Source organism: Clostridium sp. CM042 (assembly GCF_055080995.1).
The window spans coordinates 1,646,794-1,673,172 of record NZ_CM143646.1; the positions used below are offsets into that span (position 1 = coordinate 1,646,794).

At 32.0% G+C, this 26,379-nt stretch carries 28 protein-coding genes and 1 riboswitch; of the genes, 10 read left to right on the forward strand and 18 right to left on the reverse strand.

Features of this window, described 5'->3' with window-relative positions:
* Nucleotides 1-27: 27 nt before the first annotated feature.
* The 5 genes from ACWJJ7_RS07785 to ACWJJ7_RS07805 all read left to right on the forward strand — a co-directional run bounded on the left by ACWJJ7_RS07785 (nt 28) and on the right by ACWJJ7_RS07805 (nt 5,458).
* Nucleotides 28-1,350 (forward strand): ABC transporter substrate-binding protein, encoded by a 1,323-nt coding sequence (locus ACWJJ7_RS07785; protein ID WP_462964671.1) that lies wholly within the window; start codon nt 28-30, stop codon nt 1,348-1,350.
* Between the two features lie 95 nt (nt 1,351-1,445).
* Nucleotides 1,446-2,309 carry a carbohydrate ABC transporter permease gene (locus ACWJJ7_RS07790; protein ID WP_462964672.1) on the forward strand — a complete coding sequence of 288 codons (864 nt, stop codon included), beginning with the start codon at nt 1,446-1,448 and terminating at the stop codon, nt 2,307-2,309.
* Nucleotides 2,306-3,139, forward strand: a complete 834-nt coding sequence (locus tag ACWJJ7_RS07795) for a carbohydrate ABC transporter permease (protein ID WP_462964673.1) — start codon at nt 2,306-2,308, stop codon at nt 3,137-3,139. The genes ACWJJ7_RS07790 and ACWJJ7_RS07795 overlap by 4 nt, the downstream gene beginning before the upstream one ends.
* A gap of 280 nt (nt 3,140-3,419) precedes the next feature.
* The gene (locus ACWJJ7_RS07800) at nt 3,420-4,088 is read left to right on the forward strand and encodes a DUF4397 domain-containing protein (RefSeq protein WP_462964674.1); all 669 of its coding nucleotides are present in this window, start codon (nt 3,420-3,422) and stop codon (nt 4,086-4,088) included.
* A 344-nt stretch (nt 4,089-4,432) separates the two neighbouring features.
* Nucleotides 4,433-5,458 (forward strand): PTS transporter subunit IIC, encoded by a 1,026-nt coding sequence (locus ACWJJ7_RS07805; protein WP_462964675.1) that lies wholly within the window; start codon nt 4,433-4,435, stop codon nt 5,456-5,458.
* 230 nt (nt 5,459-5,688) lie between these two features.
* On the opposite strand, the gene ACWJJ7_RS07810 is transcribed toward ACWJJ7_RS07805, so the two are convergent.
* The 12 genes from ACWJJ7_RS07810 to ACWJJ7_RS07865 all read right to left on the reverse strand — a co-directional run bounded on the left by ACWJJ7_RS07810 (nt 5,689) and on the right by ACWJJ7_RS07865 (nt 16,355).
* Nucleotides 5,689-6,144 (reverse strand): PadR family transcriptional regulator, encoded by a 456-nt coding sequence (locus ACWJJ7_RS07810; protein ID WP_462964676.1) that lies wholly within the window; start codon nt 6,142-6,144, stop codon nt 5,689-5,691.
* A 6-nt stretch (nt 6,145-6,150) separates the two neighbouring features.
* Nucleotides 6,151-6,999, reverse strand: coding sequence for a DegV family protein (locus ACWJJ7_RS07815; RefSeq protein WP_462964677.1), 849 nt, complete (start codon nt 6,997-6,999; stop codon nt 6,151-6,153).
* Nucleotides 7,000-7,220: 221 nt separating this feature from the next.
* Nucleotides 7,221-7,988 (reverse strand): cobalt-precorrin-6A reductase, encoded by a 768-nt coding sequence (locus ACWJJ7_RS07820; RefSeq protein WP_462964678.1) that lies wholly within the window; start codon nt 7,986-7,988, stop codon nt 7,221-7,223.
* Between the two features lie 114 nt (nt 7,989-8,102).
* Entirely contained in the window at nt 8,103-8,819 is a 717-nt protein-coding gene (gene cobJ, locus ACWJJ7_RS07825) for a precorrin-3B C(17)-methyltransferase (RefSeq protein ID WP_462964679.1), read from the reverse strand.
* A gap of 20 nt (nt 8,820-8,839) precedes the next feature.
* Nucleotides 8,840-9,601: a precorrin-4 C(11)-methyltransferase gene (gene cobM, locus ACWJJ7_RS07830; protein ID WP_462964680.1), complete on the reverse strand. Its 762-nt coding sequence runs from the start codon at nt 9,599-9,601 to the stop codon at nt 8,840-8,842.
* A gap of 74 nt (nt 9,602-9,675) precedes the next feature.
* Nucleotides 9,676-10,338: a cobalt-factor II C(20)-methyltransferase gene (locus tag ACWJJ7_RS07835; RefSeq protein WP_462964681.1), complete on the reverse strand. Its 663-nt coding sequence runs from the start codon at nt 10,336-10,338 to the stop codon at nt 9,676-9,678.
* A 67-nt stretch (nt 10,339-10,405) separates the two neighbouring features.
* Nucleotides 10,406-11,011, reverse strand: a complete 606-nt coding sequence (cbiE, locus tag ACWJJ7_RS07840) for a precorrin-6y C5,15-methyltransferase (decarboxylating) subunit CbiE (protein WP_462964682.1) — start codon at nt 11,009-11,011, stop codon at nt 10,406-10,408.
* A gap of 85 nt (nt 11,012-11,096) precedes the next feature.
* Nucleotides 11,097-12,197: a cobalt-precorrin-5B (C(1))-methyltransferase CbiD gene (gene cbiD, locus ACWJJ7_RS07845; RefSeq protein ID WP_462964683.1), complete on the reverse strand. Its 1,101-nt coding sequence runs from the start codon at nt 12,195-12,197 to the stop codon at nt 11,097-11,099.
* A 92-nt stretch (nt 12,198-12,289) separates the two neighbouring features.
* Nucleotides 12,290-12,916, reverse strand: coding sequence for a precorrin-8X methylmutase (locus ACWJJ7_RS07850; protein ID WP_462964684.1), 627 nt, complete (start codon nt 12,914-12,916; stop codon nt 12,290-12,292).
* Between the two features lie 81 nt (nt 12,917-12,997).
* Nucleotides 12,998-14,323 carry a cobyrinate a,c-diamide synthase gene (locus tag ACWJJ7_RS07855; protein WP_462964685.1) on the reverse strand — a complete coding sequence of 442 codons (1,326 nt, stop codon included), beginning with the start codon at nt 14,321-14,323 and terminating at the stop codon, nt 12,998-13,000.
* 41 nt (nt 14,324-14,364) lie between these two features.
* Nucleotides 14,365-15,483 (reverse strand): pyridoxal phosphate-dependent aminotransferase, encoded by a 1,119-nt coding sequence (locus ACWJJ7_RS07860; RefSeq protein ID WP_462964686.1) that lies wholly within the window; start codon nt 15,481-15,483, stop codon nt 14,365-14,367.
* A gap of 38 nt (nt 15,484-15,521) precedes the next feature.
* Nucleotides 15,522-16,355: a sirohydrochlorin cobaltochelatase gene (locus ACWJJ7_RS07865; protein WP_462964687.1), complete on the reverse strand. Its 834-nt coding sequence runs from the start codon at nt 16,353-16,355 to the stop codon at nt 15,522-15,524.
* 145 nt (nt 16,356-16,500) lie between these two features.
* Nucleotides 16,501-16,685: riboswitch (cobalamin riboswitch) on the reverse strand.
* A 203-nt stretch (nt 16,686-16,888) separates the two neighbouring features.
* Here ACWJJ7_RS07865 and ACWJJ7_RS07870 point away from each other — a divergent pair.
* Nucleotides 16,889-17,800, forward strand: coding sequence for a transposase (locus ACWJJ7_RS07870; RefSeq protein ID WP_462964688.1), 912 nt, complete (start codon nt 16,889-16,891; stop codon nt 17,798-17,800).
* A gap of 253 nt (nt 17,801-18,053) precedes the next feature.
* Here ACWJJ7_RS07870 and cobS read toward each other — a convergent pair whose 3' ends face one another.
* The 4 genes from cobS to ACWJJ7_RS07890 all read right to left on the reverse strand — a co-directional run bounded on the left by cobS (nt 18,054) and on the right by ACWJJ7_RS07890 (nt 21,068).
* On the reverse strand, nt 18,054-18,806 hold the full coding sequence (cobS, locus tag ACWJJ7_RS07875) for an adenosylcobinamide-GDP ribazoletransferase (RefSeq protein ID WP_462964961.1): 753 nt from the start codon (nt 18,804-18,806) through the stop codon (nt 18,054-18,056).
* A gap of 118 nt (nt 18,807-18,924) precedes the next feature.
* Nucleotides 18,925-19,515, reverse strand: a complete 591-nt coding sequence (cobC, locus tag ACWJJ7_RS07880) for an alpha-ribazole phosphatase (protein ID WP_462964689.1) — start codon at nt 19,513-19,515, stop codon at nt 18,925-18,927.
* 19 nt (nt 19,516-19,534) lie between these two features.
* Complete coding sequence (gene cobT, locus ACWJJ7_RS07885; protein ID WP_462964690.1) at nt 19,535-20,617, reverse strand: nicotinate-nucleotide--dimethylbenzimidazole phosphoribosyltransferase; 1,083 nt, start codon at nt 20,615-20,617, stop codon at nt 19,535-19,537.
* A 190-nt stretch (nt 20,618-20,807) separates the two neighbouring features.
* Nucleotides 20,808-21,068, reverse strand: coding sequence for a DUF3892 domain-containing protein (locus ACWJJ7_RS07890; RefSeq protein WP_462964691.1), 261 nt, complete (start codon nt 21,066-21,068; stop codon nt 20,808-20,810).
* 315 nt (nt 21,069-21,383) lie between these two features.
* Between ACWJJ7_RS07890 and ACWJJ7_RS07895 the strand changes: the two genes are divergently transcribed.
* From ACWJJ7_RS07895 to ACWJJ7_RS07905, 3 genes are all read left to right on the forward strand, one after another.
* Nucleotides 21,384-22,043, forward strand: a complete 660-nt coding sequence (locus tag ACWJJ7_RS07895; protein ID WP_462964692.1) for a metal ABC transporter ATP-binding protein — start codon at nt 21,384-21,386, stop codon at nt 22,041-22,043.
* 9 nt (nt 22,044-22,052) lie between these two features.
* Entirely contained in the window at nt 22,053-22,850 is a 798-nt protein-coding gene (locus ACWJJ7_RS07900) for a metal ABC transporter permease (RefSeq protein ID WP_462964693.1), read from the forward strand.
* An 85-nt stretch (nt 22,851-22,935) separates the two neighbouring features.
* A complete protein-coding gene (locus ACWJJ7_RS07905) occupies nt 22,936-23,712 on the forward strand; it encodes a nitroreductase family protein (RefSeq protein WP_462964694.1) in 777 nt (258 codons plus the stop codon).
* Nucleotides 23,713-24,059: 347 nt separating this feature from the next.
* Here the strand turns inward: ACWJJ7_RS07905 and ACWJJ7_RS07910 are convergent, their stop codons facing one another.
* Both ACWJJ7_RS07910 and ACWJJ7_RS07915 read right to left on the reverse strand, forming a co-directional pair.
* Nucleotides 24,060-24,992: an alpha/beta hydrolase gene (locus ACWJJ7_RS07910; RefSeq protein ID WP_462964695.1), complete on the reverse strand. Its 933-nt coding sequence runs from the start codon at nt 24,990-24,992 to the stop codon at nt 24,060-24,062.
* A 232-nt stretch (nt 24,993-25,224) separates the two neighbouring features.
* The gene (locus ACWJJ7_RS07915; RefSeq protein ID WP_462964696.1) at nt 25,225-25,587 is read right to left on the reverse strand and encodes a hypothetical protein; all 363 of its coding nucleotides are present in this window, start codon (nt 25,585-25,587) and stop codon (nt 25,225-25,227) included.
* 176 nt (nt 25,588-25,763) lie between these two features.
* On the opposite strand from ACWJJ7_RS07915, the gene ACWJJ7_RS07920 reads away from it, so the two are divergent.
* Complete coding sequence (locus ACWJJ7_RS07920; RefSeq protein WP_462964697.1) at nt 25,764-26,366, forward strand: flavin reductase family protein; 603 nt, start codon at nt 25,764-25,766, stop codon at nt 26,364-26,366.
* The last annotated feature ends 13 nt before the right edge of the window (nt 26,367-26,379 follow it).

Sequence of the window (26,379 nt, forward strand, 5' to 3'; positions counted from 1 at the left end):
CAATTAGAATATGGGGGGGTATTAATAATGAAAAACACAAAAAAGCTTATAGCAGTTGCATGTACAGTTGCTATAATGACAGGTATGTTATCTGGTTGTAGTAAAAGTACAGATCCTGCTGCTTCAAAGGCGGTAGGCAAGGACGTCGTAGTGGACATATTCCAATTTAAAGTTGAGGCTAAAGATGCTCTTGAAAAAGCTTCAAAAGAATACATGGCATTAAATAAAAATGTTAAAATTAATATACAAACAGTTGGTGGTGGAGAAGACTACGGTGCGGCATTAAAATCTAAATTTGCATCAGGACAGGAACCAACAATATACAATATCGGTGGAACTCAGGATGTCCTTGACTGGAAAGCTAAACTTCAAGATTTGTCAAGTGAACCATGGGTATCACAAGCTTATCCAGGAACTTTAGATGCTGTAAAGATGGATAGTAAACTTTATGGTATGCCATTTGACCAAGAAGGATATGGACTTATTTACAATAAAACAATATTCACAAAAGCAGGAATTGATGCTTCAAAAATTAAAACATATGCAGATTTAAAAGACGCATCGAAAATATTGGATTCAAAAAAGAAAGACTTAAAACTAGATGCAGTATTTGCTTTACCTGGCAAGGAAACTTGGGTAACAGGATTGCATTTATCTAACGTTGCTTTTGCAAATGAATTTCCAACAGTTGTAGATGCATTTAATTCAAAAGAAACAACATTCAAACAAAATGAGCCATTAAAGAAGCTATTAGATCTTCAAATTGAATATGCGTATAAGCCAGATGGTACTAATAAATCAATTAATAGCGTGGATTATTCTACTCAAGTTGAAAAAATGTTCTCTATGGGTAAAGTAGCAATAATTCAACAAGGAAACTGGGCTTTTGGATCAATCGACGGCATCGATCCAGAATTATCCAAAAATATTGGTATATTGCCAATGCCTTTAGATGGCGTTAAAGAAGGTTGTATCCCAGTCGGAGTACCTATGTATTGGGCTATTAACAGTTCAAAAGATGATGGAGCTAAAAAAGCTGCTGCCGACTTCTTAAACTGGTTATATACTTCAGACAGAGGTAAAGAAATGATCATTAAAGACTTTAAGTTTATACCAGCTTTCAAAGGTTATGACGGTGAAAACTTACAACCAACAGATGCACTAGGTAAAGAAGTACTTAGATACGTAAAGGAAGGAAAAACAATGCCATGGGTATTTATGGGATATCCCACAGGTTGGGGAATGGAAAAATTCGGAACAGATGTTCAAAAATATACTGCTGGTACCATCACATGGGATAAATTAGTAGATGACATGAAAACAACATGGTCAGCAGCAAGAAAAAAATAATGAATATGATTTAAGATTTCAAAATCCTGGGAAAGTTCAAATCTCTTCCAGGATTTTATTAATATCGGAACGAATATACGAAAGGAGATAATGTAATGAAAAAAAATAATGCGTCATTTTGGATGTTTGTAGGTCCACTTTTAGCTATATTCACTATAGTTATGATCATACCATTGCTTTTTGGAGTTTACTATTCTTTTACAGACTGGAATGGAATTGCATCCGATATAAGTTGGATTGGATTTGCAAACTACGTCTCTGCATTTAAGGATGAGACTTTTCTTACTTCATTCTTATTTACAGCTAAATTTACTATAGTTTCAGTTGTTGTAATAAATTGTATTGGGTTTGGTCTCGCTTTACTTGTAACAACTGGAATGAAAGGTAATAATTTACTTAGAACTATATTTTTTATGCCTAACTTGATAGGAGGGCTTATACTTGGATTTATTTGGCAGTTTGTTTTTACACAAGTTTTCGCTGGACTTGGAACTATTTTTCATCAGCAATGGCTACTTGGATGGTTATCGGATGGGACTACTGGATTTTATGGATTAGTAATATTAATGTCATGGCAAATGTCAGGATATTTGATGGTTATTTATGTAGCTGCTCTTCAAAACATACCACCAGAACTTACGGAAGCAGCTGAGATTGATGGTGCAAATGCATGGCAGAGAATAAAGAATATTACATTCCCTCTAGTAGGACCTGCCTTTACTGTAAGTTTATTTTTAACTTTATCTAATTCCTTTAAGCTTTATGACCAAAATTTATCCTTAACTGCAGGTGGGCCTGCAAATTCAACACAGATGCTCGCTATGAACATTTACAACACAGCATTTAAATTTAATCAAATGGGCGTAGCACAAGCAAAGGCTGTTATATTTCTACTAATAGTTGGTGCGGTTACTTTAACACAGGTATATCTTTCTAAGAAAAATGAGGTGGAAGCATGATAAAAAAAGCTAAAAAATTAAATGTAGGTAAACTAGCTCTAGGAGTTGTTGGTATTGCCTTAGGCGCATTATTTTTATCACCTTTTTATATTATTATTATCAATTCCCTTAAAACAAAAAAAGAATTATTTGCAAGTGTATTGTCCTTTCCTAAAATATTCACTTTAAATAATTATAAGGAAGCATTTGATAGGTTAAACTATTTAAATGCAATTACTAACTCTTTAACAATAACAATATCTGGTGTTATTATTATTGCAATATTCGCTTCAATGGCAGGCTGGATGTTAGAGCGAACAAAAACAAAACTTAGCAACGCTATTCTTTTGTTATTTATTTCATCCATGTTAATACCTTTTCAAGCAATCATGTTGCCACTAGTTAGAATTATGGGTAAATTTAAACTATTGAATATGGGTGGGCTCATATTTATGTATCTTGGCTTTGGATCAGCCTTATCCATATTCCTGTATCATGGTTTTGTAAAAGGAATCCCCAAGGAGTTAGATGAGGCTTCCATGTTAGATGGTTGCAACAAATTTCAAACCTTTTGGTATATAATATTTCCTTTATTAAAACCAATAACCGTTACGGTTTCTATCTTAAATACAGTTTGGATTTGGAATGATTTTCTGTTGCCATCCCTAGTTATTAATAGACCAGAAACACAAACATTACCATTAAGAACTTTCTTTTTCTTTGGTGAATATACCAAACAGTGGAATTTAGCTCTTGCGGGGCTAACCTTAGCAATTATTCCAGTTATAATATTTTATTTTTTAGCACAAAAACAAATTATAAAATCTATTGCAGCTGGAAGTATAAAATAATCGATTTTTCTTTAAATTGCAAATATCCTTAGTATGAAACAAAGCTTAGAAACCCTTACAATTTCTAAGTTTTGTTTGAAAATTTCTACATAATTACCAACAACAATAAATCCCGGAGGATGTTAATTCTCCGAGATTTATTATTTGACTATTTATTCAACAGATTCCTTCAGAAATATGAGTTTTACCATGTGATAGTTGATTTACAACTAAATTCAGTAACCTTCTAGGATTGTTCTTCATATGTTAGTACAGTAGAAATATTTGAAGGGAGCCTTTTATGTTCTATTGTCCAAAAAATTATACTAATCCTTATTCGCTATATAGAGTTAACCCTAAGAATTCATATTTTAGGATTCTTCATGCTTCACCTAAATCCCCAGCTGTTGATGTATATATTAATGACATGTTAAAATTTAAAAAACTTACTTATGGTGCTTTTACAGATTATATAGAGGTTATGACTGGTAATTACACTGTAAAATTGTATGCTGCTGGTACTAAAACTACACCTATACTTAATAAAAATATTTTTGTTCCGCCTGAAAAAATTTACACAGTTGCAGTTATTGGTCTATTACCTAACATTGAGTTACTACCTGTTCCAGAGCCTAAAGTTATTAACCCTAGTAACAATGCTTATATTAAATTTGCCCATTTATCACCTAATCTTGGTGCTGTAGATGTTGCATTACCAGACGGTAAAATTCTATTTAAAAATATTAATTACAAACAATTTACTGATTATATAGAAGTTCCTGTTGGAACTTATACTTTAGAAGTTAGACCTACTGGCACCAAAACTATTGCTTTATACGTTCCTAATATAAATCTAAAACCTCAGCGTTTTTACACTGTTTATGCTGTAGGCCTAGCTAACGATCATCCAGGCCTTCAAGCTCTAATTCCTCTAGATGGTAGTTCTTATTTAGATTTACGCGAAGACTAGTTATTACATTCATTACTTATAATTGACACAACTCAAAGATTATTAATAGTATGATTTAATACATAAAGTGCTAGGAAATCTTCCTGGTGCTTTATGTTTTTTTATGTGTGTTTGCACATTCAAAAATAACAAGTCAAATATACTAGTATATTTGACTTGTTATTTTTTTCGTATATCTTATTGATGTGTTTATAATAAGATGTTATAATGTTGTCAGCTATATATGTATATACACCAGTGTATACATATATAGCGAGTTAAATACCAGTTAATGTACATAATATTATAAACATCCTTTATATTCATAACTTAGCAACGTATTTATTTTATTAGGAGGAAACCTCATGGAAAAATTTAAAACTGTTGTAAAAAAAGGTCTTAAACGATATTTCTTAGATGCCTTAAGTGCAATGGCATTAGGTCTATTTGCTTCATTAATCATTGGACTAATACTAAGTCAATTATCAAAAGTTCCTGGCCTAATCTTTCTTGAAGAATTTGCAGAAATTATTTCAGCTAAATCACCTGTAGTTGGCGCAGCCATTGGTGTAGCTATAGCTTGGGGCTTAAAGGTTACCCCACTTACTATGTTTTCCTGCGCTGCTACTGGTGCCTTTGGATATATGTATATGGGTGGTGGCCCAGTAGGGGCTTTCATTGCTGCAGTAATAGGTGCAGAGCTTGGCAACTTTGCGAGTGGAAAGACTAAGATTGACATTGTTATAGTTCCAATTGTTACTATTGTTACTGGAAGTATAGCAGGTAAGTTTGTTGGCCCTTATATCTCAGTTCTTATGACGGATTTTGGTGCAGTCATAAATTCTGCTACAACTCTTATGCCAATTCCAATGGGTATTGCTGTATCTACTTTAATGGGTTTAGCGCTTACTGCTCCAATTAGTAGTGCCGCCATAGCAATTTCGCTAAAAATGTCTGGCCTTGCAGCAGGTGCTGCCACTGTTGGTTGCAGTGCTCAAATGATAGGTTTTGCTGTTTCTAGTTATAGAGAAAATAAGATAAGTGGTCTAGTATCTCAAGGACTAGGTACCTCTATGCTACAAGTACCTAACATAATAAGACGTCCTCAAGTTTGGATACCTCCAACGCTTGCCGGTGCAATACTTGGACCTCTTTCTACTACCATTTTCTCTATGAAAAATAATTCTCTAGGTGCAGGTATGGGAACTAGTGGTCTTGTAGGTCAATTTGGAACCCTTGCCGCTATGCAGGGTAGCCAACCTACTTCAGTGATAGTTTTAAAAATATTACTTCTACACTTTATAGCCCCTGCTATTTTAACGATACTCTTCTCAGAGATTATGAGGAAGAAAGGTTGGATTAGTGAAGGAGACTTAAAGCTTAAGCTTTAAATTAGTGGAATTCAAAAGAAGCTGCAAGTGATAGTACACCCTTTGGGTGAGTACACCCCTTGGGTGAGTTCACCTGCAGCTTCTTTTGTTATAATATTTAACGACATTTCAGAAGGATAGTCCCCCAACTTCTATAAGTTGGGGTAGCTACCACAGCAAAAAAGAAAACTTCAATGAAATTCTAACTCTCCTTCTGAAGTCGTTGATATTGCAGCTTCGCAGAAGATGATTTAATTATATAAATCACTATAAATTATTTTAAATACCTCTAAAGCCTCTTCTATTTTATCTTGTAGTAGGTATTTTTTATTTTCTAGCTGCCTTCTACCTTCCACCGTGATTTTATAAATTTTCTGTGCTTTCTTAGAATTACTCCATTCCCCAATAACCAATTTTTCTTTTTCTATTTTTTTTAAAAGAGGATATATGCCGCCTGTACTAGGAATCCAAAGACCATTTGTTCTATCACCAATTTTATGAGATATATCGTTTCCATTAGTTTCGCCTAAACTTAGAATGTATAGTACGTACAAAGGCAGTAACCCTTTTGTGAATACCTGACCCACTGCTTCTTTTTCCTTTTTAACTTTTCGGAGTTCTAAAAGTTTTTTCTTGTATTCAACGTACAACTTCTTTTCCTGCGCCCTAATGTTTATCTCACTATCTTTATTCACTATATCATCCATTTTTATTTAAGGTTCCTCTATACAAACCATTCCTACCAAACCTGGTCCACTATGAACCCCTGATACAGGGCTTATACATCCTCCGAATTCTACAGAAATAGCATTTGGATGGAGACTTATACTTTCCATTACTTTTTTAGACTCTTCTAATGCATCACCGTGCAATAGATACACCTTACACTTCTTTTTATCTAAAATATTGTTTGTAAGTTCTACAAGCTTATTAAGAGATTGCTTTCTACCCCTTACCTTTTCACATGTACAATACTTACCGTCATCATCAAACGAGATTATAGGTTTAATGTTTAAAAGCTCAGCTATTGTGCCTGCAACTTTCCCTATTCTTCCACCTTTTTTTAAGTACTCTAGAGTCCCTACTACAAAATATAGATGGATTCTTTTTTTAATAGATGGAATAGCTTCAACAATTTCTTCAAAACTCTTTCCTTCTTGTATCAGCTTTCCACATTCCGTTACTATTAATCCCTCGCCCAGGGCTATAGATTGTGAATCACATACATGAGTAATAATACTTGGATGATTTTCACTTGTAAGCTTCACAGCATTAAATATACCTGATAACCCAGTAGATAAAGTTATTGCTATAACGTGAGTGTATCCTTCTTCTTCTAATTTCAAAAACAGTTCTTCCATATCCTTCATTGATGGCAAAGATGATGTAGGTACTTCTTTTTTCATATTATCATAAACTTCTTGTGGCGTAATATCTACATTATCCAAATATTCTCTATCAGAATAGATAATCCTAAAGGGTAATACATTTATATTATATTTCTCTATTGTTTCTTTACTTAAATCGCTTGTAGTGTCTGTAATCAACGCTATTTTATTCAAATTAAATCCTCCTACATTATATAATATCATTATTATATCACTATAATATATGTGTATCAATAGTGATACATCCACAATCATTTATATTACTTTTATTAGTTTGTCCAAATGGCTATAAATGTATGCAGATATGGGGGACAGTTAATCACTAATTAAAATAATACATAATTATAAACCCCTTTAGTTAATGTTAAACTAAAGGGGTTTGTATAAACTAATTTTCACATTGTTAAATCCGATATATATTTTATAAGTTCTATTTCACTATAAAACACCTCTGAATATTCCATTGGTTTTCTTCCTATTATAAACGCTGGTATATTATTATCTATAGCTGCTTTTATTTTGCCTTCAGTTCCACCTTGAACTCCGCTATCCTTCATTAGTATTGCTTTAGCCTTATATTCTTTAATAAAGCCACAATTTAATTCATAGCCTACAGGACCCTTCATTGCCACTATATCCTCAACTCTTATTCCTAATTCTAAAATCTCTTCTAGAACCTTAACAGAAGGTAAAACTCTATGTATTATCCTATTATTTAAATTAAAGCTTAGAATTTTGTCTATATTTCTGCTACCTGTGGTATTTAAAATATTTCCCTCTACTTTTGTAAGCTGTTTATAGAGACTATCATAATCTTCCACCACAATAACGTTTTTATTTTCCTTAAACTTTTCAATAACTGATGGCCTCTCATATCTAACATATTGTACTCCATAGATTTTACATGCTTCCATTGCATTTTCAGTAATTTCTAGAGCATAGGGGTGAGATGCATCAATTAATATTTTTATATCATGTAATCGTATGACTTTCATCAACCCTGAAAGGTTTAATGGTTTTTCATTGAAAATTTTATATTTATAATCTTTCAAAAGATCTGCGCCATAAGCAGTAGCTGTTGAAATGAAAATATCCTCTGTAAACTCATTCAATCCTGAGAGAATATTTTTCCCCTCTGAAGTACCTACAATTAAACCTATCATTTTTATTCACATCCTAAAATAGTTGGGGACGGTTAACAACTTTGTGTTGTTTATTAGTTGCTAGAAACTTAAATTATCTCCTACGGAGCTGCTGTTAACTGTCCCTCAATTTCTTTAAACCTTATACCCTCTTGGCGTTATAAACTTACCATCTTTTACATAACTTTGGCTGTTACCAATTATAACAATTGAAAGCATATCAACTATGTTTTCGTCAAAGGTATCTAATGTAGATATACTTACTTCTTGTCCATCTCTAAGCGCATTTTTAACTACAGCTATTGGTACAGTTCCTGCTCGATATTTTCTTATTGCATTTATACTTTCTCTTAAATAATGAGGTCTACCCTTACTTTTAGGATTGTATAATGAAATTATGAAATCGCCTTCTGCGGCTAACCTTACTCTTTTTGTAATTAATTCATATGGAGTCATTAAATCGCTTAAGCTGATATTACAATTGTCATGCATTAAAGGTGCTCCTAGTACTGAAGCTGCTGCTGACGATGCTGTAACTCCTGGAATAACCTCAACCTCCTCGTCTATTCGAAGCTGAAGAATTAATCCTGCCATTCCGTAAATTCCAGCATCACCAGTACTTATTACACTAACTATCTTGCCGTGGCAAAGCTCTAATGCCCTTTTGCATCTCTCTTCTTCTCCCTTCATACCTGTAGAGAATACTTCCTTGCCTTGTAATAATGGTTTTATCATATCTATATATTTGTTATACCCTACAACTATATCACTCTCTTTAATGGCTTCCATTGCTCTTATTGTCATATGAGAAAGTCCACCTGGTCCTATTCCTATTACATATAATTTTCCCAATTCATCGTCCCCTTCGCTATTTATTTTTTTCCTTCTCTAAACATATGTGTAAATGTCTTGTCATACAAAAGGCTCTTTTCATATTCACAATCTATAAAATCGCCTACAAGAATTTGAGCACATTTTGTTATTTTAGCTATTTTTACCTTCTCTGCTATATCATCTAAAGTTCCAATAATAGCTCTTTCATCTGACCAAGTAGCTCTTTCAATCACAGCTATTGGAACATTTCTTCCGTAACCTGCTTTAAGCTTTGCAACTACTTTGTCTATCATACTTATAGATAGAAAAATAGCCATAGATGCTCCAACCGATGCAAGCCTTTCTAAATCCTCTGTTTCAGGTACTGGGGTTCTGCCCTCTACTCTTGTTAAAATTAAAGTTTGAGTTACACTTGGAAGCGTAAATTCTTTTTTTATAACAGAAGCTGCTGCTGAAAAGGAGCTTACTCCTGGTACTATTGAATAACCTATATTTAGTTTATCAAGCTCGTCCATTTGTTCTTTTATAGCTCCGTATATAGCTGGGTCTCCAGTATGCAGTCTTACTACATTTTTATTTTCAATGTGTGCCTTTCTCATAACTTCGATAACTTCTTCGAGTGTCATGGAAGCAGAATTATGAATTACTGCATCTTCCTTACAGAAAGTCATATGCTCAGCACTCACAAGCGATCCCGCATATATAACTACATCTGCACTAGATAATATATTTCTTCCCTTAACTGTTATTAAATCCACATCTCCTGGCCCTGCACCTATAAAATAAACCATAAAATCCACCTATCCCTTATTAATTATTATGATATAGTTGTTAACTGTCCCACCTTAATTAGTTATTACCTATCCCTACCTTATTACTTCTTAGCAATTATTAAACTCATGTACTCTTTATTTTTTAATATATCCGCACGGCTTCTTAGAACTTCTTGCCCTTCCCTACCTGCTTTTTTAACATATACATAGCTATATCCCTTTGCTTCTAGATGATTTATTACTTCTTCTTCTACTTTATAAACCTTCATAATTACTAAGAATTTTTCATCCTTTATAGTATCGAGCCTAGATGCTGGAAGTATTAAAAGAGGCTCATTACCAATTACTAAATACTCATTTGCAATACTCGCACAAGCACAAAATGATGTTATGCCTGGAACTGTTTCAACTTCATATCCGCTTTCCTTTATATAATTTAAAAGATATATGTATGTACTATATACAAACGGGTCTCCTATAGTTAAAAAAGCCACATCTTTTCCAGCTTTTAGCTTTTCTTCAACAGCTTTAAATGCTTCATATATTTTAGATTCCTGCTCTTCTCCCCCCATCGGAAAATGCTTAACTAGCACCTCAGAGTCCTTGCTTATATATTCTTCTGCTATTTCATGTGCTATACTTTTGCCTCCATTCATAGCACTAGGCACTACTATTACATCACATTTCCCAATAGTTTTTATTGCTTTTATTGTAAGTAATTCCTTATCTCCAGGTCCTACCCCTACACCATATAATTTTGCCATGTTTAATCCTCCATATCCAAGTAATCACAAACAAATCGATATTATTGTTTATCTTTATGTGCCTTACTTAATTTAAATTTTCAATAACAACCACACTAAGGTCGTCAAAAGTTTTCCCCTTAATTTCTTCCACTGTACCTTTTATTATTCTTTCATCCTCGTATGATAATTCTTCCCCAACATATGCTGTTGCTTTAATATTATTTTCATAGAGTTTTGTACATAGTGCTTGTGGCGAATTACTTTTATCCGTAAGCCACACAGATATCTCGTGTTCCCTCACAACTTTTATGAATTCTTCTCGTCTTCCATGCATACTTCCTAAATAAGCATTTTGCCACGGTTTTTGGAGCTTACACATTAAGTATTGAAAAGAACTTATACCAGGTATTATTTCTATTTCGCCTTTAAAATTATTCTTTATATAATTTGTTATACCATAAAAACACGGATCACCAGATGCTATTATTGCGATATCTTTCTCTATGTTTCTTGTTATATACTCCATAATATCCTTTAATGTTTTCACTACTATCTTTTTGACATTAAGCTTAGGTATACTCATTGTAGCTCTTTCAAAGCCTATGATTACATCAACATTCCCCATAGTCTCTACTGCCAAAGGAATAATATATTTAGGGCTTCCAGGCCCAATACCCACTATATAAACCATATACCCTGCTACCTTTCAATATTTAGTTTTTTATTTATTATTTATTCATTAGTTGTTAACTGTCCCTACTTCTTTGTCCTTTGCATTAGTTGTTAACCGTCCCTACTTTTTTCCTGGTGTCACACAGAATTCCCTTATCCATAGAAAACATAATAACCTCTGCCGGAATTGTTTCATAAGTATACTGGAATAATTTTCGCTTTACCTTTTTTGCAATATTTCCATATATATCCTTATATTCTTCACCTACTAGCTTTATTGCTCCTTCAGTAGTTTTTTCCTTATACACCTGTGTAATAAGCTGCGTAGGCGCTCCAACCAAGGCCAGTTCTAAAGCTATTACCTCAAGCCTCACATCACATACTCTACTGTGAGTTTGAAAACATCCTGCTGCAATTTTACTTACCTTTCCTATATGTCCTACTAAAATTACACTTTCTACTTCTTTTTCCATACAACTGTTTAGTGCAAATCCTATAAAGTTTGAAATCATTACTATATTGTCAGTTTCAAGGCCTACCTGCGTCGCCATATCCTCTCCCATATTTCCAAAAACCAAGGTGAGATTTTTATGCCCCGCAGCTACTTTTTGACATATTTCTATATGTATAGATTGTGTGAGAGCTTCCTCTGACATCGGCGTTACAATACCTGTAGTTCCGAGTATTGATACACCACCTTCAATGCCAAGTCTAGGATTAAATGTTTTTTTAGCTACTTCTTCCCCTTTAGGTACAAATACAGTTATTATAATCCCAGAGGCCTTGGGAAGTACCTGTTTCACTTCTTTTTCTATCATTTTTCTAGGTATCGGGTTTATTGCCCATTCCCCTTTAGGTACGTACAATCCTTCCCCTCTAACTACTCCAACGCCTTTTCCACCTTTTAGAGTATATCCTGACTCTGCTTTATCAGCCCTTGCCCATATTTCCATACCATTGGTTGCATCAGGGTCATCTCCCCCATCCTTTATAATACAACACTCAGCAAAATTTTCTCCTTTTACTACCTTATATATTGGAAGTAATAATTCTATACCCTTTGGGGTGTCTATTCTTATTTCGTCTATTTCAGTATCATAAAATAAGATTTGCGTGGCAGCTTTTGCGGCCCCAGCAGCGCAAGATCCAGTGGTATATCCGCATCTAAGTTTTTTACCATTACTATTAACATATAAATTCAGCATTATTATGTACCCCCTGTTAAGTTTCTTATTCATTTAAAGATACCTAACATTTATTTCAAAATGCCTAATAACTATGAAACTCCAGTAGATTACTAACTTCTATCTACTATCATGTACATCAGTGCATTTAAAATAGATGCAGCAACTGTGCTTCCACCTTTTCTTCCTCGCACTGTTATCATTGGAAGATCTAATTTTTCAATTTCTTTCTTAGATTCTGCTGCTCCAACAAAACCTATAGGTGCTGCCAATATAAATTTAGCATTACACTTTCCTTCCTGGATTAATTCCTTTAATCTAAACAAAGCTGTAGGTGCATTACCAAATATGAAAAATTCTACTCCATCATCTACCGCTTTTTCAACTGCTGCCATAGATCGAGTTATGTGACGCGCTTTTGCTATCTCTGCCACTTTTTCATCGCTTACATAGCATAAAGCCTTACAATTTAAATCTTTAAGAGCTTTTTTGTTTATACCTGCCAGCGCCATTTTTGTATCAGTATAAATGGTAGCTCCTTTTTTAAGTAACTCTACAGCCGCGTCTATTGCTCCATCCCTAATATAAACTATGTTTTTATAATCGAAATCTGCTGTAGTATGTATTACTCTTTTAATTATTGAAAGCTCTCTGCTAGAAAATTTATTTTCTCCCATTTCTTCTCCAATAATTTCAAAGCTTTTTTTTTCTATATCCATAGGAATCTTTATATAATCCATATTTTAATCTCCTTTTCTTTTAATTTAAATAAGTGTTCCAATAAGTAGGCAATAGGTAGGGACGGTTAATAACTAATTAACCTATTTGAAAATCTCGTTAAACCATTGTAAGTTTCCAAAAAAATGCACATGTCCATAAGCTGCTATAGTATTTTTTTTAACATATCCACATTGCCAATTTTTCTTGTTTCCATCATAACCTTCTTTAGAAAGCTTAAATACCTTTTCTTCAGATAAATTAACAAAAGATTTATGAAACTCATGACAGTTTATACTCATATTTTGTGATAAAATCTTATTTTCTACCTCTACCTTTATTTCTGCATACCCAAAGTTCTGAAGTTTTTTTGTTAAGGTGTAATACCCCTTAAAAAAGCCAACGGTATTATGTGATATTTCTTCTTTGCCTTGCAGTTTTTCTCCCTCAGTAAGGTACATTAATCCTCCACATTCAGCATAACAGTGCAGCCCATTATCAAGAGCTTTTTTTATACTGCCAAGCATTGATGTATTTTCAGATAGCTCCTTTATAAAAACCTCAGGGTACCCTCCACCTATATAAAGAAAATCAATATTGCTAGGTATCTTCTTATCTTTAATTGGACTAAAATATATAACTTGTCCCATTTCCTCTAGAAGCTCTAAGTTTTCTTTATAATAAAAACTAAAGGCCTTGTCATAAGCTACAGCTATCCTTTTCCCCTTATTCTCCACATGGAAATCATCTACATACCTTTCACTTTCTTTAAATTGTTCTAATAATAGATCCATATCCAAATGCTTTTCTAATAACTTGGCACAGATTTCAATTTTCTCATCTAGATCCTCTAATTCACTGCTTTGAATTAGCCCTAAGTGCCTACTTTCCAAGCTTAATCGTTCATCTTTTGGAAGATAGCCTAACACCTTCAAGTTACAGTTTTCTTTAATTGCTGCCTTAAGTAGCTTATAATAATTTTCTGTTATGTTGTTTAGTATTATGCCCTTTATATTCGAGTCTTTGAAATTCGCTATTCCATTAATTTCTGCACAAAGGGTTGCTACCTGAGCCTTTGGAGACAATACAAGTATGATAGGCAAATCTAAAACCTTTGACACGTGATACGTAGAATAGGATGTATCTATGCCTTTTCCATCATATAAACCCATTACGCCTTCAACTACTCCCAAGTCTCCGCATCCTCTAGAAAAACTAGCCTTAACTCCCGCCTCCCCCATAAGATATAAATCCAAATTTCTAGAATCTTTACCGGTTATCTTTGTATGAAAAGCTGAGTCTATATAATCAGGTCCTACTTTATACCCTTGTATCTCAAATCCCCTATTTTTAAACGCTTTCATAATTCCGAGTGTTACTGTGGTTTTACCACCACCACTTGAATTCGAAGCTATGACTATACTCTTCATTTATATTCACATCCTTTTGCGGACTGTCCTCTAACGTGCAATTAGTTGTTAACTGTCCCCAATGTTTTCACTATCAATTCTAAGTTTTTCAAACACTGAATCACTTTTCCATTCCTATCATTATCCTTAATAGCAAGCCTTACATATTGTTTATCTAGTCCTCTAAAATTGTCTGCTTTTCTTATAACAAATCCTTGAGCTATACATAGTTTATAAAGTGTCTCTGCGTCTAATCCTTTTAATTTGCATAATACATAATTTCCATAGGTTAAATAGACTTTATTTATAAATGAAATATTTTCAAGTGATCTTATAAACCTAGGCCTTTCGCCACTTATCCACTCTTTGCTTTTTTCAATATAAACATTATCTTTTAACACATGGAGTGCAGCGACTTCTGCAAAACAGTTTATGTTCCAGGGGTTTTGTTTTTCTTTAATTTTTTTTAATAAGTCTACGTTACTACTTATTCCATACCCAAATCTTATACCAGGCATCGCAAAAAATTTGGTTAATGCTCTTATTATAAATAAACATTTGTATGTTTTAACTTTTTCACTGAAACTATGCTGTGAATCTCCAGTAAATTCTATAAAAGCCTCATCTATTATTATGACTTTGTCATTACGCTCACAATATTCAAGAATTTGTTGAAACTCAGCCTTATTTATGATATTGCCATTGGGATTATTTGGATTACCTAAAACCACACCTTCTACACTCTGTAATTTATTAAGAATATCCTCATAATCATAGGAAAGTTCAGCATATTCATGCTTTAATAAGGTATTCTCATTAATCTTCTCTTTTAAGTAAGAATACTCTATACTACAATTCCACTTTTTAGCATCAATTTCGTACTCTACAAACGATGGCACCACAATTAGTAAACTTTTATGACAAGCTATAACTAAGTCAATTATTTCTGCAGCCCCATTTCCTAAAACAAAATACTCTTTTGGGCAATTAATATATTCTTTTAATCCTTTCAACACCTCCCTATATTGAATATCTGGATATCTTGTTAAAGCATCTACTGCTTCACTAATGTTATCAGTGAAGCTACTCGGAACCCCTAATGGATTAATATTAGAACTGTAATCTATTAATTCTCGACCCTCAAGTAATCCATTAGTATAAACATCTCCACCATGTATCATTGAATACCTTCCTTTCTACTTGTAACTTACGCAGAATTTTAATTTCCCTTATGTGTTTTCCCTACATTCTTAAACTTTTCATTAATTACATCATTAATATGCTGTATATATATATCTTGAACGTCACTATTTTCTCCTAACCCATGCAGATAAATTTTAACTTTAAACCCTTTTGCCTCTAAAATACTCTTCCAGGAGTCTTCGGTGTCTCCCGCCATGTCATTCTTGGCATGATCCCCCGCTACGAGCAGTAGTGGCATTAAAGTGACTTCGCTAATACCCTGAGCAGCAACATTAGGTATTACTCTATCCAAAGTTGGATACCCTTCCACGGTTGCTACATGAACATTGTTAAATCCTCTATCCCTTAAAACGCTTTCAAAACAGCAATATACTGCATTTGCAATATGGTTTGTACCATGACCCATCAAAATTACTGTATCCTCTGGTTGCAATTGCTTTGAGAGAGCGTCTACCATTATTGAGTAATCATCTGGCACGCCTAATTCTTCTCCCTTAAAACATATAAGCGGTCTTCCTATTACTATATTCTCAAATGTTTTAAATTCTTTATATCTATTAACTACATTATTTATATAATCAAATTCTACTCCAGGAATAACATGCAAAGGCTGAACAATTACCTCATTATATCCTTCGGTCTTTAACTTTTCCAAAGCTTCTTCTGGAGTATCTACATGAATATTATCCCTATTTTTAAGCACTCTAAGAATAATATGTGAAGTAAATGCTCTTCTTATATCATACCCTTCAAAAGTATGTCTTATTTTTTCTTCTATTGCATCGATAGTTACTTTTCTTGCATCTTCATGTGTTGTTCCAAAACTTACAATTAAAATTGCCTTCTTCATTTCGTTCATCCACCTTACTAAATATTTTCCTAAATTCCTCATAACATTTACATATAATGCTTTTTAAAACAAAAAAAATAGTACGCATGCGATAGCGACTACTTTTTAATTAATCCATAATTAAATAGTTCTTTCCCTCCGAAAGCTTGTTAACATCATTTAGGCAGGTCTCCTGGCTTTTGATTCTTCCTTTAATTATCCCTCCTCATTTTTAATTTACGAAGTGGCATTTAAAAGTTTTTCATCAATTACAGTAGCGGGGGCTGCTGTGGATTTAAACCACATTCCCTTTTCACCTATTTCAAGGCACCTAAAATTATATTCAATTTTACTATTAATTCTAATAATATTATATTTAAGCCTTACTGTCAATATTTAGAGTGTAAACTTAAATTTAATAAATAAAAAAATAATTAGGGACGGTTAGCAACTATTTAAATCATTTATATATTAGCTTAAGATTATGCCTATGAATATCGTCCCGATTTATAGGCAATAATTCAAATAAAACTCTATGAGGAAAGGTGATTTAAATGCCACGAAAAGCAAGAGAAAAAACAGATGACTCGATATTTCATATTATGTGCAAAAGTATAAGCGAAATAAATTTATTCAAGGATAATGAGGATAAGAATAAGTATTTATCACTTGTAAAGAAGTATAAATCTCTCTATAATTTTAAAATCTACGGTTACTGTCTTATGGATAACCATTCACATTTAATGATTGATGCTAATGGTACTGATATATCAAAAGTAATGCATGGAATAAATTTTTCTTATGCAATGTACTTTAATAAAAAATATAAAAGGGAAGGACATCTTTTTAAAGATAGGTTTAAGGGTAAAATAGTTAATAATGAACGATATTTGAAGACTTTATCTCTATATATACACAATAATCCTACGGATATAGATGAATATAAAAATTGTCCTGAAAAATATGCTTTTTCTAGTCTAGCCATATTTTTAGGAAAAAGGCATGATTCTTTTAAATTAGTTGATTATAGATTTATTATGAGTTCTTTTGGTAATAACCTAAAAAGTGCAAGAAAAAATTACTATAATCTTGTCTTTCGCTGTAACAGAGAAAAATTAAAACAAGAAATAGAATTTAAAGATGAAAAAACAGAGTATAAATTTGAACGAAAGATACTTGTAAGAAACTTTAAGCCAGAAGATATAATAGAATTTATAGCGTCAAAGATGAATGTATCAAAGACTCATCTTTATATGAAGTACAGTAGAAATCTTGTACGAGCAAAAGCGTTAACAGTTGTCCTAATGAGGAGCCTCTGTAATTTTAAATCTAGCGATATATCCAGCACTCTTGGAAACATTACACAGGCTAGAGTATCTAGCTTAAGCACTATTGGCATCGAATTAATTGGAACAGAAGAAAAATACGAGAATATTATCATGGATTTTATTAAATGTTATGCTTAGTAATAATTTATTAATCTCTTGTAGTAAATAAAAAAATTTAAAATACGATATATGTATTTATATTTAATAAACTTGGACAAGCATTCAAAATAAAACATTTCACTAATATATAATATAAAAATAATTAAAATAATCGTTCAATAAATTAATTCAACGATAAAAAGGTACAAGTTTTCATAAACAACTTGTACCAAAAAGAAGATAAATAATTGTTAACCGTCCCTATTTAGCTTAATTTATTGCTATATTTAGCTTAATTTATTGCTATAAATAAAATCATAGTTAGAATTTCAACTAATTCATTATTGGCTCCCAAGCTATCTCCCGTAAGTCCTGTAATTTTACTCTCGCAAAACTTATTAAAGAAATAACTTAAAAGTAACGCTGAAACTATCAATATAATACTTTTATTAAATCCTATTAATAAAGTTCCAAATGCAATAGTTATAATACCTGAAATTACCACCCTTGTAATGTCAATATTTCCAATAAATATATTGCCTGAGCCTGTTTCTTTAGCATTTTTCCCAATAAAAGATATAAAAACAACGGTAAATCTTGCAATTATTGGCGTTGCAATTAATATGAGTGGTAGATTCATTCCTATGATAGTGCAGACCGCTGCATATCGTGCTAACATATCAAATACTATAGCAATAGTAGCGTAAGTTCCTACTGTGCTATCCTTCATAATTTCTATTATTTTATATTTATCACCTTTAAACGAAAAGAAACCATCACAGGTATCTCCAAGTCCATCTACATGTAATCCTCCAGTAATAACTATTGGTATAATAACTACAAATATTGCTGTAATATTTACCGGTAGCACTTTTATTAATATATAATAAATTATCCACTGGACAATCCCTATAAATAATCCTACCATGGGGAAAAATATGGATCCACGCCTAAAGTTTTCTTTGTCACAGTTTAAACTTTTATTTATAGGTATTCGTGTAAAAAATTGGAAAAACAGTAAAAAGTCATTTAAATATTCTCTCATTTTATTTGCTCGCAAAGACGTATCCTTGCAAAGCTCACCTCTTTCCTAAATAGTAATTTTTATTTTAATTTTAAAGGTAATCCGCAAGAAACAAATATACCTCAGATCAATTTCCTAACTATGCATTATGAATAATGGCATCAATATATAAATTACCATATTCATATTTTATAACGCTTATATCCCCATTTTTACAACCAAATTTCCAAAACAAATCTATATTTTCATTCATAATATAACAATATATAGCTCTTATGGCTCCCGAATGAGCGCAGATTAAAATATTATCACATTCCAGCTTTTTAATATGCTCCATAAAGTTCTTAACTCTTTCACATAGTTTAATATAACTTTCACCACTCGGAGGTACAAATTCCTTCCAATTATTTTGCCAAGAAATACACTCTTTAGGATATGAAACTTTAATTTCCTCGTATGTTTTCCCTTCAAAATCTCCAAAATCAGTTTCATTTATTCTACTATCTTGTATAACTACAATTTCCTGTTGTCCTAAAACTAATTTTGCCATTTCTAAAGTTCTTTTTTTGTCACTAACATATACTCTATCTAATTTTATGTCATCAAAGAAATCTTTAGCCTTATTGCCTTGAGTTATCCCAATTTCATTTAGACTTATATCCAAATTACCATAATATGAACCTTTTCTATTTTCTTCAGTCTGGCCATGCCTTAATAAATAAATATTCATAAATTCTCACACCTAAATTTTACCCTATGGTATTCTCCCTTATATCTATATATTTTTTGCTATCAAGCGTCGCCTCTTCAAATGTACCCATATTATCCATAGTAAAAAGCGCCGCCTCAATTATATTAAAAGCAAGGGGACACCCTGACCCTTCGCCGAGTCTCATGTTCAAATTCAGCATAGGTTTTAATCCTATTTCCTTCATTATAAAAGCTGCCCCCGGTTCCGCAGATAAGTGAGATGCAAATATATATTCCTTCACTAATGGGTTTAGTCTATAAGCACATAGCGCAGCTGCTGAGGCTATAAATCCATCAATAACAATAGGTACTCTATTCTTCGCAGCTGACAGGAAGCACCCACATAGTCCTGCAATGTCAAATCCTCCAACTTTTGAAAGTACATCGATAACATCATTTTTATCTGGTTTATTTACTTCAATAGCTTTCTTAATTACCCTCTTTTTATTAATAAATTGCTCCTGTGTAATTCCTGAACCTTTACCTACTGACACATCTACTTCAAGTCCTGAAAGAACGCTCAAAATTGCTGCACTTGTGGCAGTATTTCCTACCCCCATTTCCCCGGTACCAAACAAATCATACCCCTTGCGTGCTAAATCATCAACTGTATCGATTCCAACTTCTATAGCTTTGATTGTTTGTTCCCTAGTCATTGCCGGCCCCTTCATCATGTTCATGGTACCATATGCAATTTTTCTATTTATAATTTTAGGATTGTTAAAGTCTGCATCAACACCTATATCTACAACTGTAATCTCACTTCCAACAAATTTTGCTAAAACATATACACCTGTAATTTTTTTAGTGAAATTATTAGTAACTATAGCCGTTACGTTTTTAGGGCAGTTAGACACATCTTCTTCCACCACTCCATTATCGCTGCACATTATAACTACATTCTTTTTATTAATTTTATTATGTATCTCTCCAGTAATTCCTGCCATCTTAGCTATAATATTTTCTATTTCACCAAGACTCCCTATAGGTTTTGATAAACTATCAAGTCTATCCCATGCCTTTTTCATAGCTTCTTTATTTAGTGGTTTAATACACTGTAATGTATTGTTTAGTAGTTCCATTTGTTTACCCCCCTGCTTATATAGTTTATTACATAATATTAACACATTTAAACACACCTTCCCCTTTTTTCAAGGAAAAACTTTTTGGATATAAATTACAAATCAATTAATGTGCATTAGTTGTTAACTGTCCTTCCTTATAAAGTCATTAAAAAACAGGGACAACGAATGTCCCTGTTTTTTAATGACTTTAATATATATCATTATCATCTATAACTGGTAAACTGTCTAAATTATTGGATTTATCTTGATCAGGTAGACTTTTTAAAAATTCTTCACCTTTTTTTGAAGTTGAGACAGAAACTCCACTTATATTTCCTTGTTTTGCAAGCAGTACTGCTTGTTCTTTTGAAACTATTTCTCCATTTTCAAGTTCGTATGCTGTAATTTCTCCTTGGCTGTCTTTCGCTACTCTACTAATCACATGAGCTGCGATTTCGTTTTTATTCATAATAACACTACCTTTCTTAATACATATCAATATGTATCTCTTATTGGTAGATACTTAAATAATATTATAAATAATATTATATATACTTTTAAATTAAGTATCGCCCTATACAGTTTTACCAATTATATAAATTTTATGAAAAATATTAATATATTTATTTATCAATAACACTAGAGATTATTGCAAGTTATTCGCATTTAGGTGTATACTACTTGTTGCTACTATTTTTTTGTACATATTATTATTGCCTTTTGCATAGTTAATTTTGTAATAATTAATAGTTGTTAACTGAAAGAATTAATGAGGAGGATTTACATGATTAACATAAAAAATTTATGTTTTACATATACAAATTCAAAGCCCTATATACTAGATAAGGTTAATCTTAAAATTGAAAAAGGCAGCTATGTCTCAATACTAGGCGAAAATGGTAGTGCCAAGAGTACTTTAGTTAAATTAATATTGAACTTATTAAAACCTAATAGTGGTCAAATTATTATATTTACTTCTAAAATCGCATATGTAGCGCAAAAAGTTGAAAATTTTAATGCACAGTTTCCTATAACAGTTTATGAGATGCTAAATTGCCACAGGAAAGTATTGCAGCTTAAAGATAAAAGTTTAATTTTAAAAAGTCTTCAAGCTGTAGGTATGGAAAATCATACTCATACGCTTATTGGAAATCTTTCTGGAGGTCAGCAACAAAAAATCTTTATTGCTAGAAGTTTAATTGGTGACCCTGAGCTATTAATTTTAGATGAGCCTTCTACTGGTATAGACATTCAAAGTATGGAAGATATATATAGAATTATTAAAGGCTTAAATAAAAATCTAGGTATTACAGTTGTTTCTGTAGAACATAATTTAAAAGCCGCATTAGATAATTCAACTGATATTTTTGAAATGGGTAATGGTAGTGGAATACTTTATAATATACATAATTATAAAAATAAATTAAATGAAGAAAGGAGGTAGCATTACTTTATGTTTGAATATGGTTTTATGCAAAATGCTTTAATTGCATCAGTTTTAATTTCTATTTTGTTCCCAATTGTAGGAGTTTTTCTTGTATTAAAAAGGTATTCCATGATGGGAGATACTATGTCGCACGCCTCCTTCGCTGGGGTTGCTATTGGCTTAGTTCTTGGATATAACCCTATAATTTGTGCTTTTGTTTTTACAGCTCTATGCGGTTTATCCATTGAATTTTTAAGAGATTATTATAAAAAATATGCAGAATTGATTTTAGCAATTTTACTTACATTTAGTGTAGGTGTTGGTATAACTTTAGTAAGTACAGGTAAAGCAGGTGCTAATGTTAATTCTTATTTATTTGGAAGCATACTGACTGTTACAAAAAATGATTTATACATAATGCTTGTACTTAGTATTATTTCTATAGTAACTCTACTTTCTTTATATAATCAATTATTATATATTACTTTCGATGAAGAAGGTGCTAAGGTTTCTGGTGTAAAAGTTAAGGTGATCAACTATATTTTTGCGCTACTCGTAGGAGCTACTATTTCAGCATCGCTAAGAATACTCGGAATACTTGTTATGTCCTCTATGATAGCGTTACCCGTAGCCACATCACTGCAGCTAAATAAAGGTTTTAAGCATACCCTACTTTACTCGATAATGTTCGGCTTTATTGACATAATTTTAGGACTTGTTATATCTTACTACATAAACTGTGCCCCTGGGGGAACTATAGCTCTGACTTCTGTCTTTGTCTTAGTGCTTGTAATCGGCAACAAAAAAGCATTTTCTAGAGTTTAATTACCACCTGTGCAGCCGTTCATCATCTTAGATGCTGTAATATTAAATAACAGTCGTAAATTTAGATAAAATGGAGGAATTCATTATGATACAAGCTATAAATTCAAGAAAATCCATAAGAAATTATAAAGATAAAAAAATGTCCGTGGAACATTTGCAAAAAATTAAAACTATTATAGATGATGCTAAACCTTTGTTTGAGAATATACCTATGGAAGTATTACTAATTGAAGATGGTGAAAAAATTACGGATACATTTAAGGGTCTTATTTCTAAATATATAAAAGTTAAAGCTCCGCATTATTTAGCCTTTACTTCCGAAATTAAGGAAGGTCATTTAGAGAATATAGGCTTCATTGGTGAGGAAATAGTTCTTAAGCTAACAGAGCTTGGAATTGGAACTTGTTGGTTAGGCAGTGCAATTAAACAGGAATTATTTAAAACAATATTCAAAGTAAAAGATAAACAAAGCTATATAATTTTAGTTGCTTTTGGGTACCCAGCTTCTCAATTAAAACCAGTGGTAAATAGAAAGCGATTTGATAAAAGCAAACTAGTTACTGGTGCTTATGAACATCAATATGAAACTATAATACAATCACTTATTGATGCTCCCTCTGCAATTAACTCTCAACCTTGGAAATTATCAATTAACAATAATAAATTTGACTTATATCTAGAAAACAGAAATATTTTAACTAAAAAAATGCTTAAAGACACTAACCGTATAGATATGGGCATAGGGCTTAGTCATTTATATAATTCAGCAATTGAACTAGGCTACAAAGTCGAGCTAAAGCAAACTTATCATGACGTAGGCAACTCCCTTTATATTCTTAGTGCCATATTAATTAAATCTTAATTAATATATTGTCATTTGTAAGTTCGAAAAATCAAAATATTTCGTAAAACGAAGACTGAGAGAAAAATACCAAATTTTCATCCACAGAGAGCTAATATTTGGTGGAATTTAGCGTTAAGATAGGTATATAATAATCCCTCCTGAGTGCCTTCCCGCAGTATAATTATATTCATTTAAATTTAAGAAACTATATAGTTTCTTAATAAAATTCATTGCTCCTATTTCTATAAGCCTAATATTACTATACTCTACAGGAGTTATTAAGTAAATTTAAGTTTTTGCTATCTATTTTCTAAAAATAAAAGATATAGGAGGTTTCACTTATGTCTCCTATGTCTTTTATTTTTTTATTTATTTTCATGTGCCTTAAGCCATCTAATTACATCCACAATTACTTCTTCCTTGTTGGTTTCATTAAGCATCTCATGTCTTCCATTCTTATAAAGTTTATAATTTAAATCCTTGATTCCATGTTCTTTATAAGTCTTAACCAGTTTTAGAACACCCTTCCCATTCTTTCCCACGGGATCTTTATCTCCCGAGAAAATATAAATGGGTAAGTCTTTAGGAACATTTTCAATTTCCATATCACATGCTATACTCTTGAGTCCACCTAAAAAATCATAGAAAAATCCCGCTGTAAAAACCGTCCCACAGAATGGATCGTCTATATATTTATCTACTTGTTTGTTATCCCTACTTAACCAATCAAAATCTGTTCTATTCGGCTTAAAATAATTGTTATAACTTCCAAAAGATAATTTATCTAATTTATTACTTTTTCCACTTCTTCCAATTTTCTTAATCTCCCCTTTTGCTATTAGTCTTGCTATGTCTATAATAATTCCCTGCTTGCCGCAAGATCCTGAAATAATTGCACCCTTTAATCCACTTCCATATAAACAAATATATCTTTGTGTTAAAAAAGATCCCATACTATGCCCAAATAAAAATATAGGTAAATTTAAATTTTCTTCTTTAATTCTCTCATTTAGTTCATGCATATTTTCAACCATCGAATTAAATCCATCCTCACCTAATTCTCCTAGTTTTTGGACTTCCCCTGCAGTTTTTCCATGCCCTCTATGGTCATTAGCATAGACAATAAACCCATCATTTGTTAGCGCACTTGCAAAATTTTCGTACCTAGCTGCTGTTTCTGCCATTCCATGAGCTATCTGAACTACCCCCTTAACTTGTACGTTTACATCAGGTAGCCATTTGTATACAAATAACTCTAAATCACCCTTATCCTTAAACTTAAAATTTTCTACTATCATAGCTTCATCCCCTATTTATATTTTGAAATATCGTTAAACACAAAAAGCCACACTAATTAACCCATTATTCAACAGATTTGTTAGTGTGGCTCTCATTTTTTAGCAATATTTCATATTTCACATTTACTCTCATACAAATTATATCACTAAAATATATATTTGCAAAGTAATATTATTTAAATAATTAATTAATTATTATTGCATTAAAGTATCTTTTTTAACACATTGCCATTTATTTCTCCAGAACCTTATAGTCAACCTCTATATATTTATCTTCATCATAGAATTTCTCTGATTGCCCATAAATTCTCACCTTTGTTTCCACAGCATTTTCAGCAATATATTGCGCAGTATTTAAAGCTACATCAATAGTTTTATCTATAACAACAGCGGTTACTGCTGCTGTTATTTTCACAGTTTTATCAACCCCTTTAGAAGCTATCGTAGCATACTTCTTAGTGTTTACGGCTAATTTTTCATTACCTGAAATTTCAGCTATAGATGATATAACATTACCCGTTAGTTTAATACTATATCCCGCGGTATTTCCAACTAATTTTCCAAAACCATATATTATTTTTCCTGTCATCGTCATAATTATCACCATACCTATATTTATATACACTTATTATACCATATTATCAAAAAATTATTATTAGTAAACTTTTTTAAATACTTCTTTAAATGAATTTACTCTCATCTGTATAAATCTTTTAAGGTATTGTATAATGGGTAATGTTATACAATATAAAGATATAGGAGTGAAAATATATGACAAAAACTATATTTAAAGGCAGTGCAATGTTAAATCCTGTTCCCGTAGTATTAATTACCTCAAAAAATAAAGAGGGAAAAACAAATGTTTTTACAGTAGGTTGGATAGGAATGGCTTGTACAAAACCACCAATGATTACTGTAGCCATAAGACCCGACAGGCTTTCTTATGAATATATAAAAGAAAGTGGTGACTTTGTAGTAAATCTACCTAATTCTAGAATGGTTCGCGAAGTTGATTATTGCGGGGTACGCTCTGGTAAGCAAATAGATAAAATTCACGAAATGAACTTCACTATTGAAAACGGCAAGGATGTCATAGCGCCTCTAATTTCTGAATGCTCAATAGCTTTAGAGTGCAAAGTTAAAAGCATTACATCTTTAGGTACCCATGATTTATTTTTAGCTGAAATTGTGAATACTCATGTAGATAATAATTTAATAGATGCTTTTGGGAAAATTCATTTTGAAAAAGCAGATCTTATTACATATTCTCATGGTGAGTATTTTAGTGTTAATTCTAAACCTCTTGGTAAATTTGGTTACTCAGTTCAGAAAAAAAACAATAAATCTCATTCAAAAAATAAAAAGAAAGCCTGATTATATTTATCAG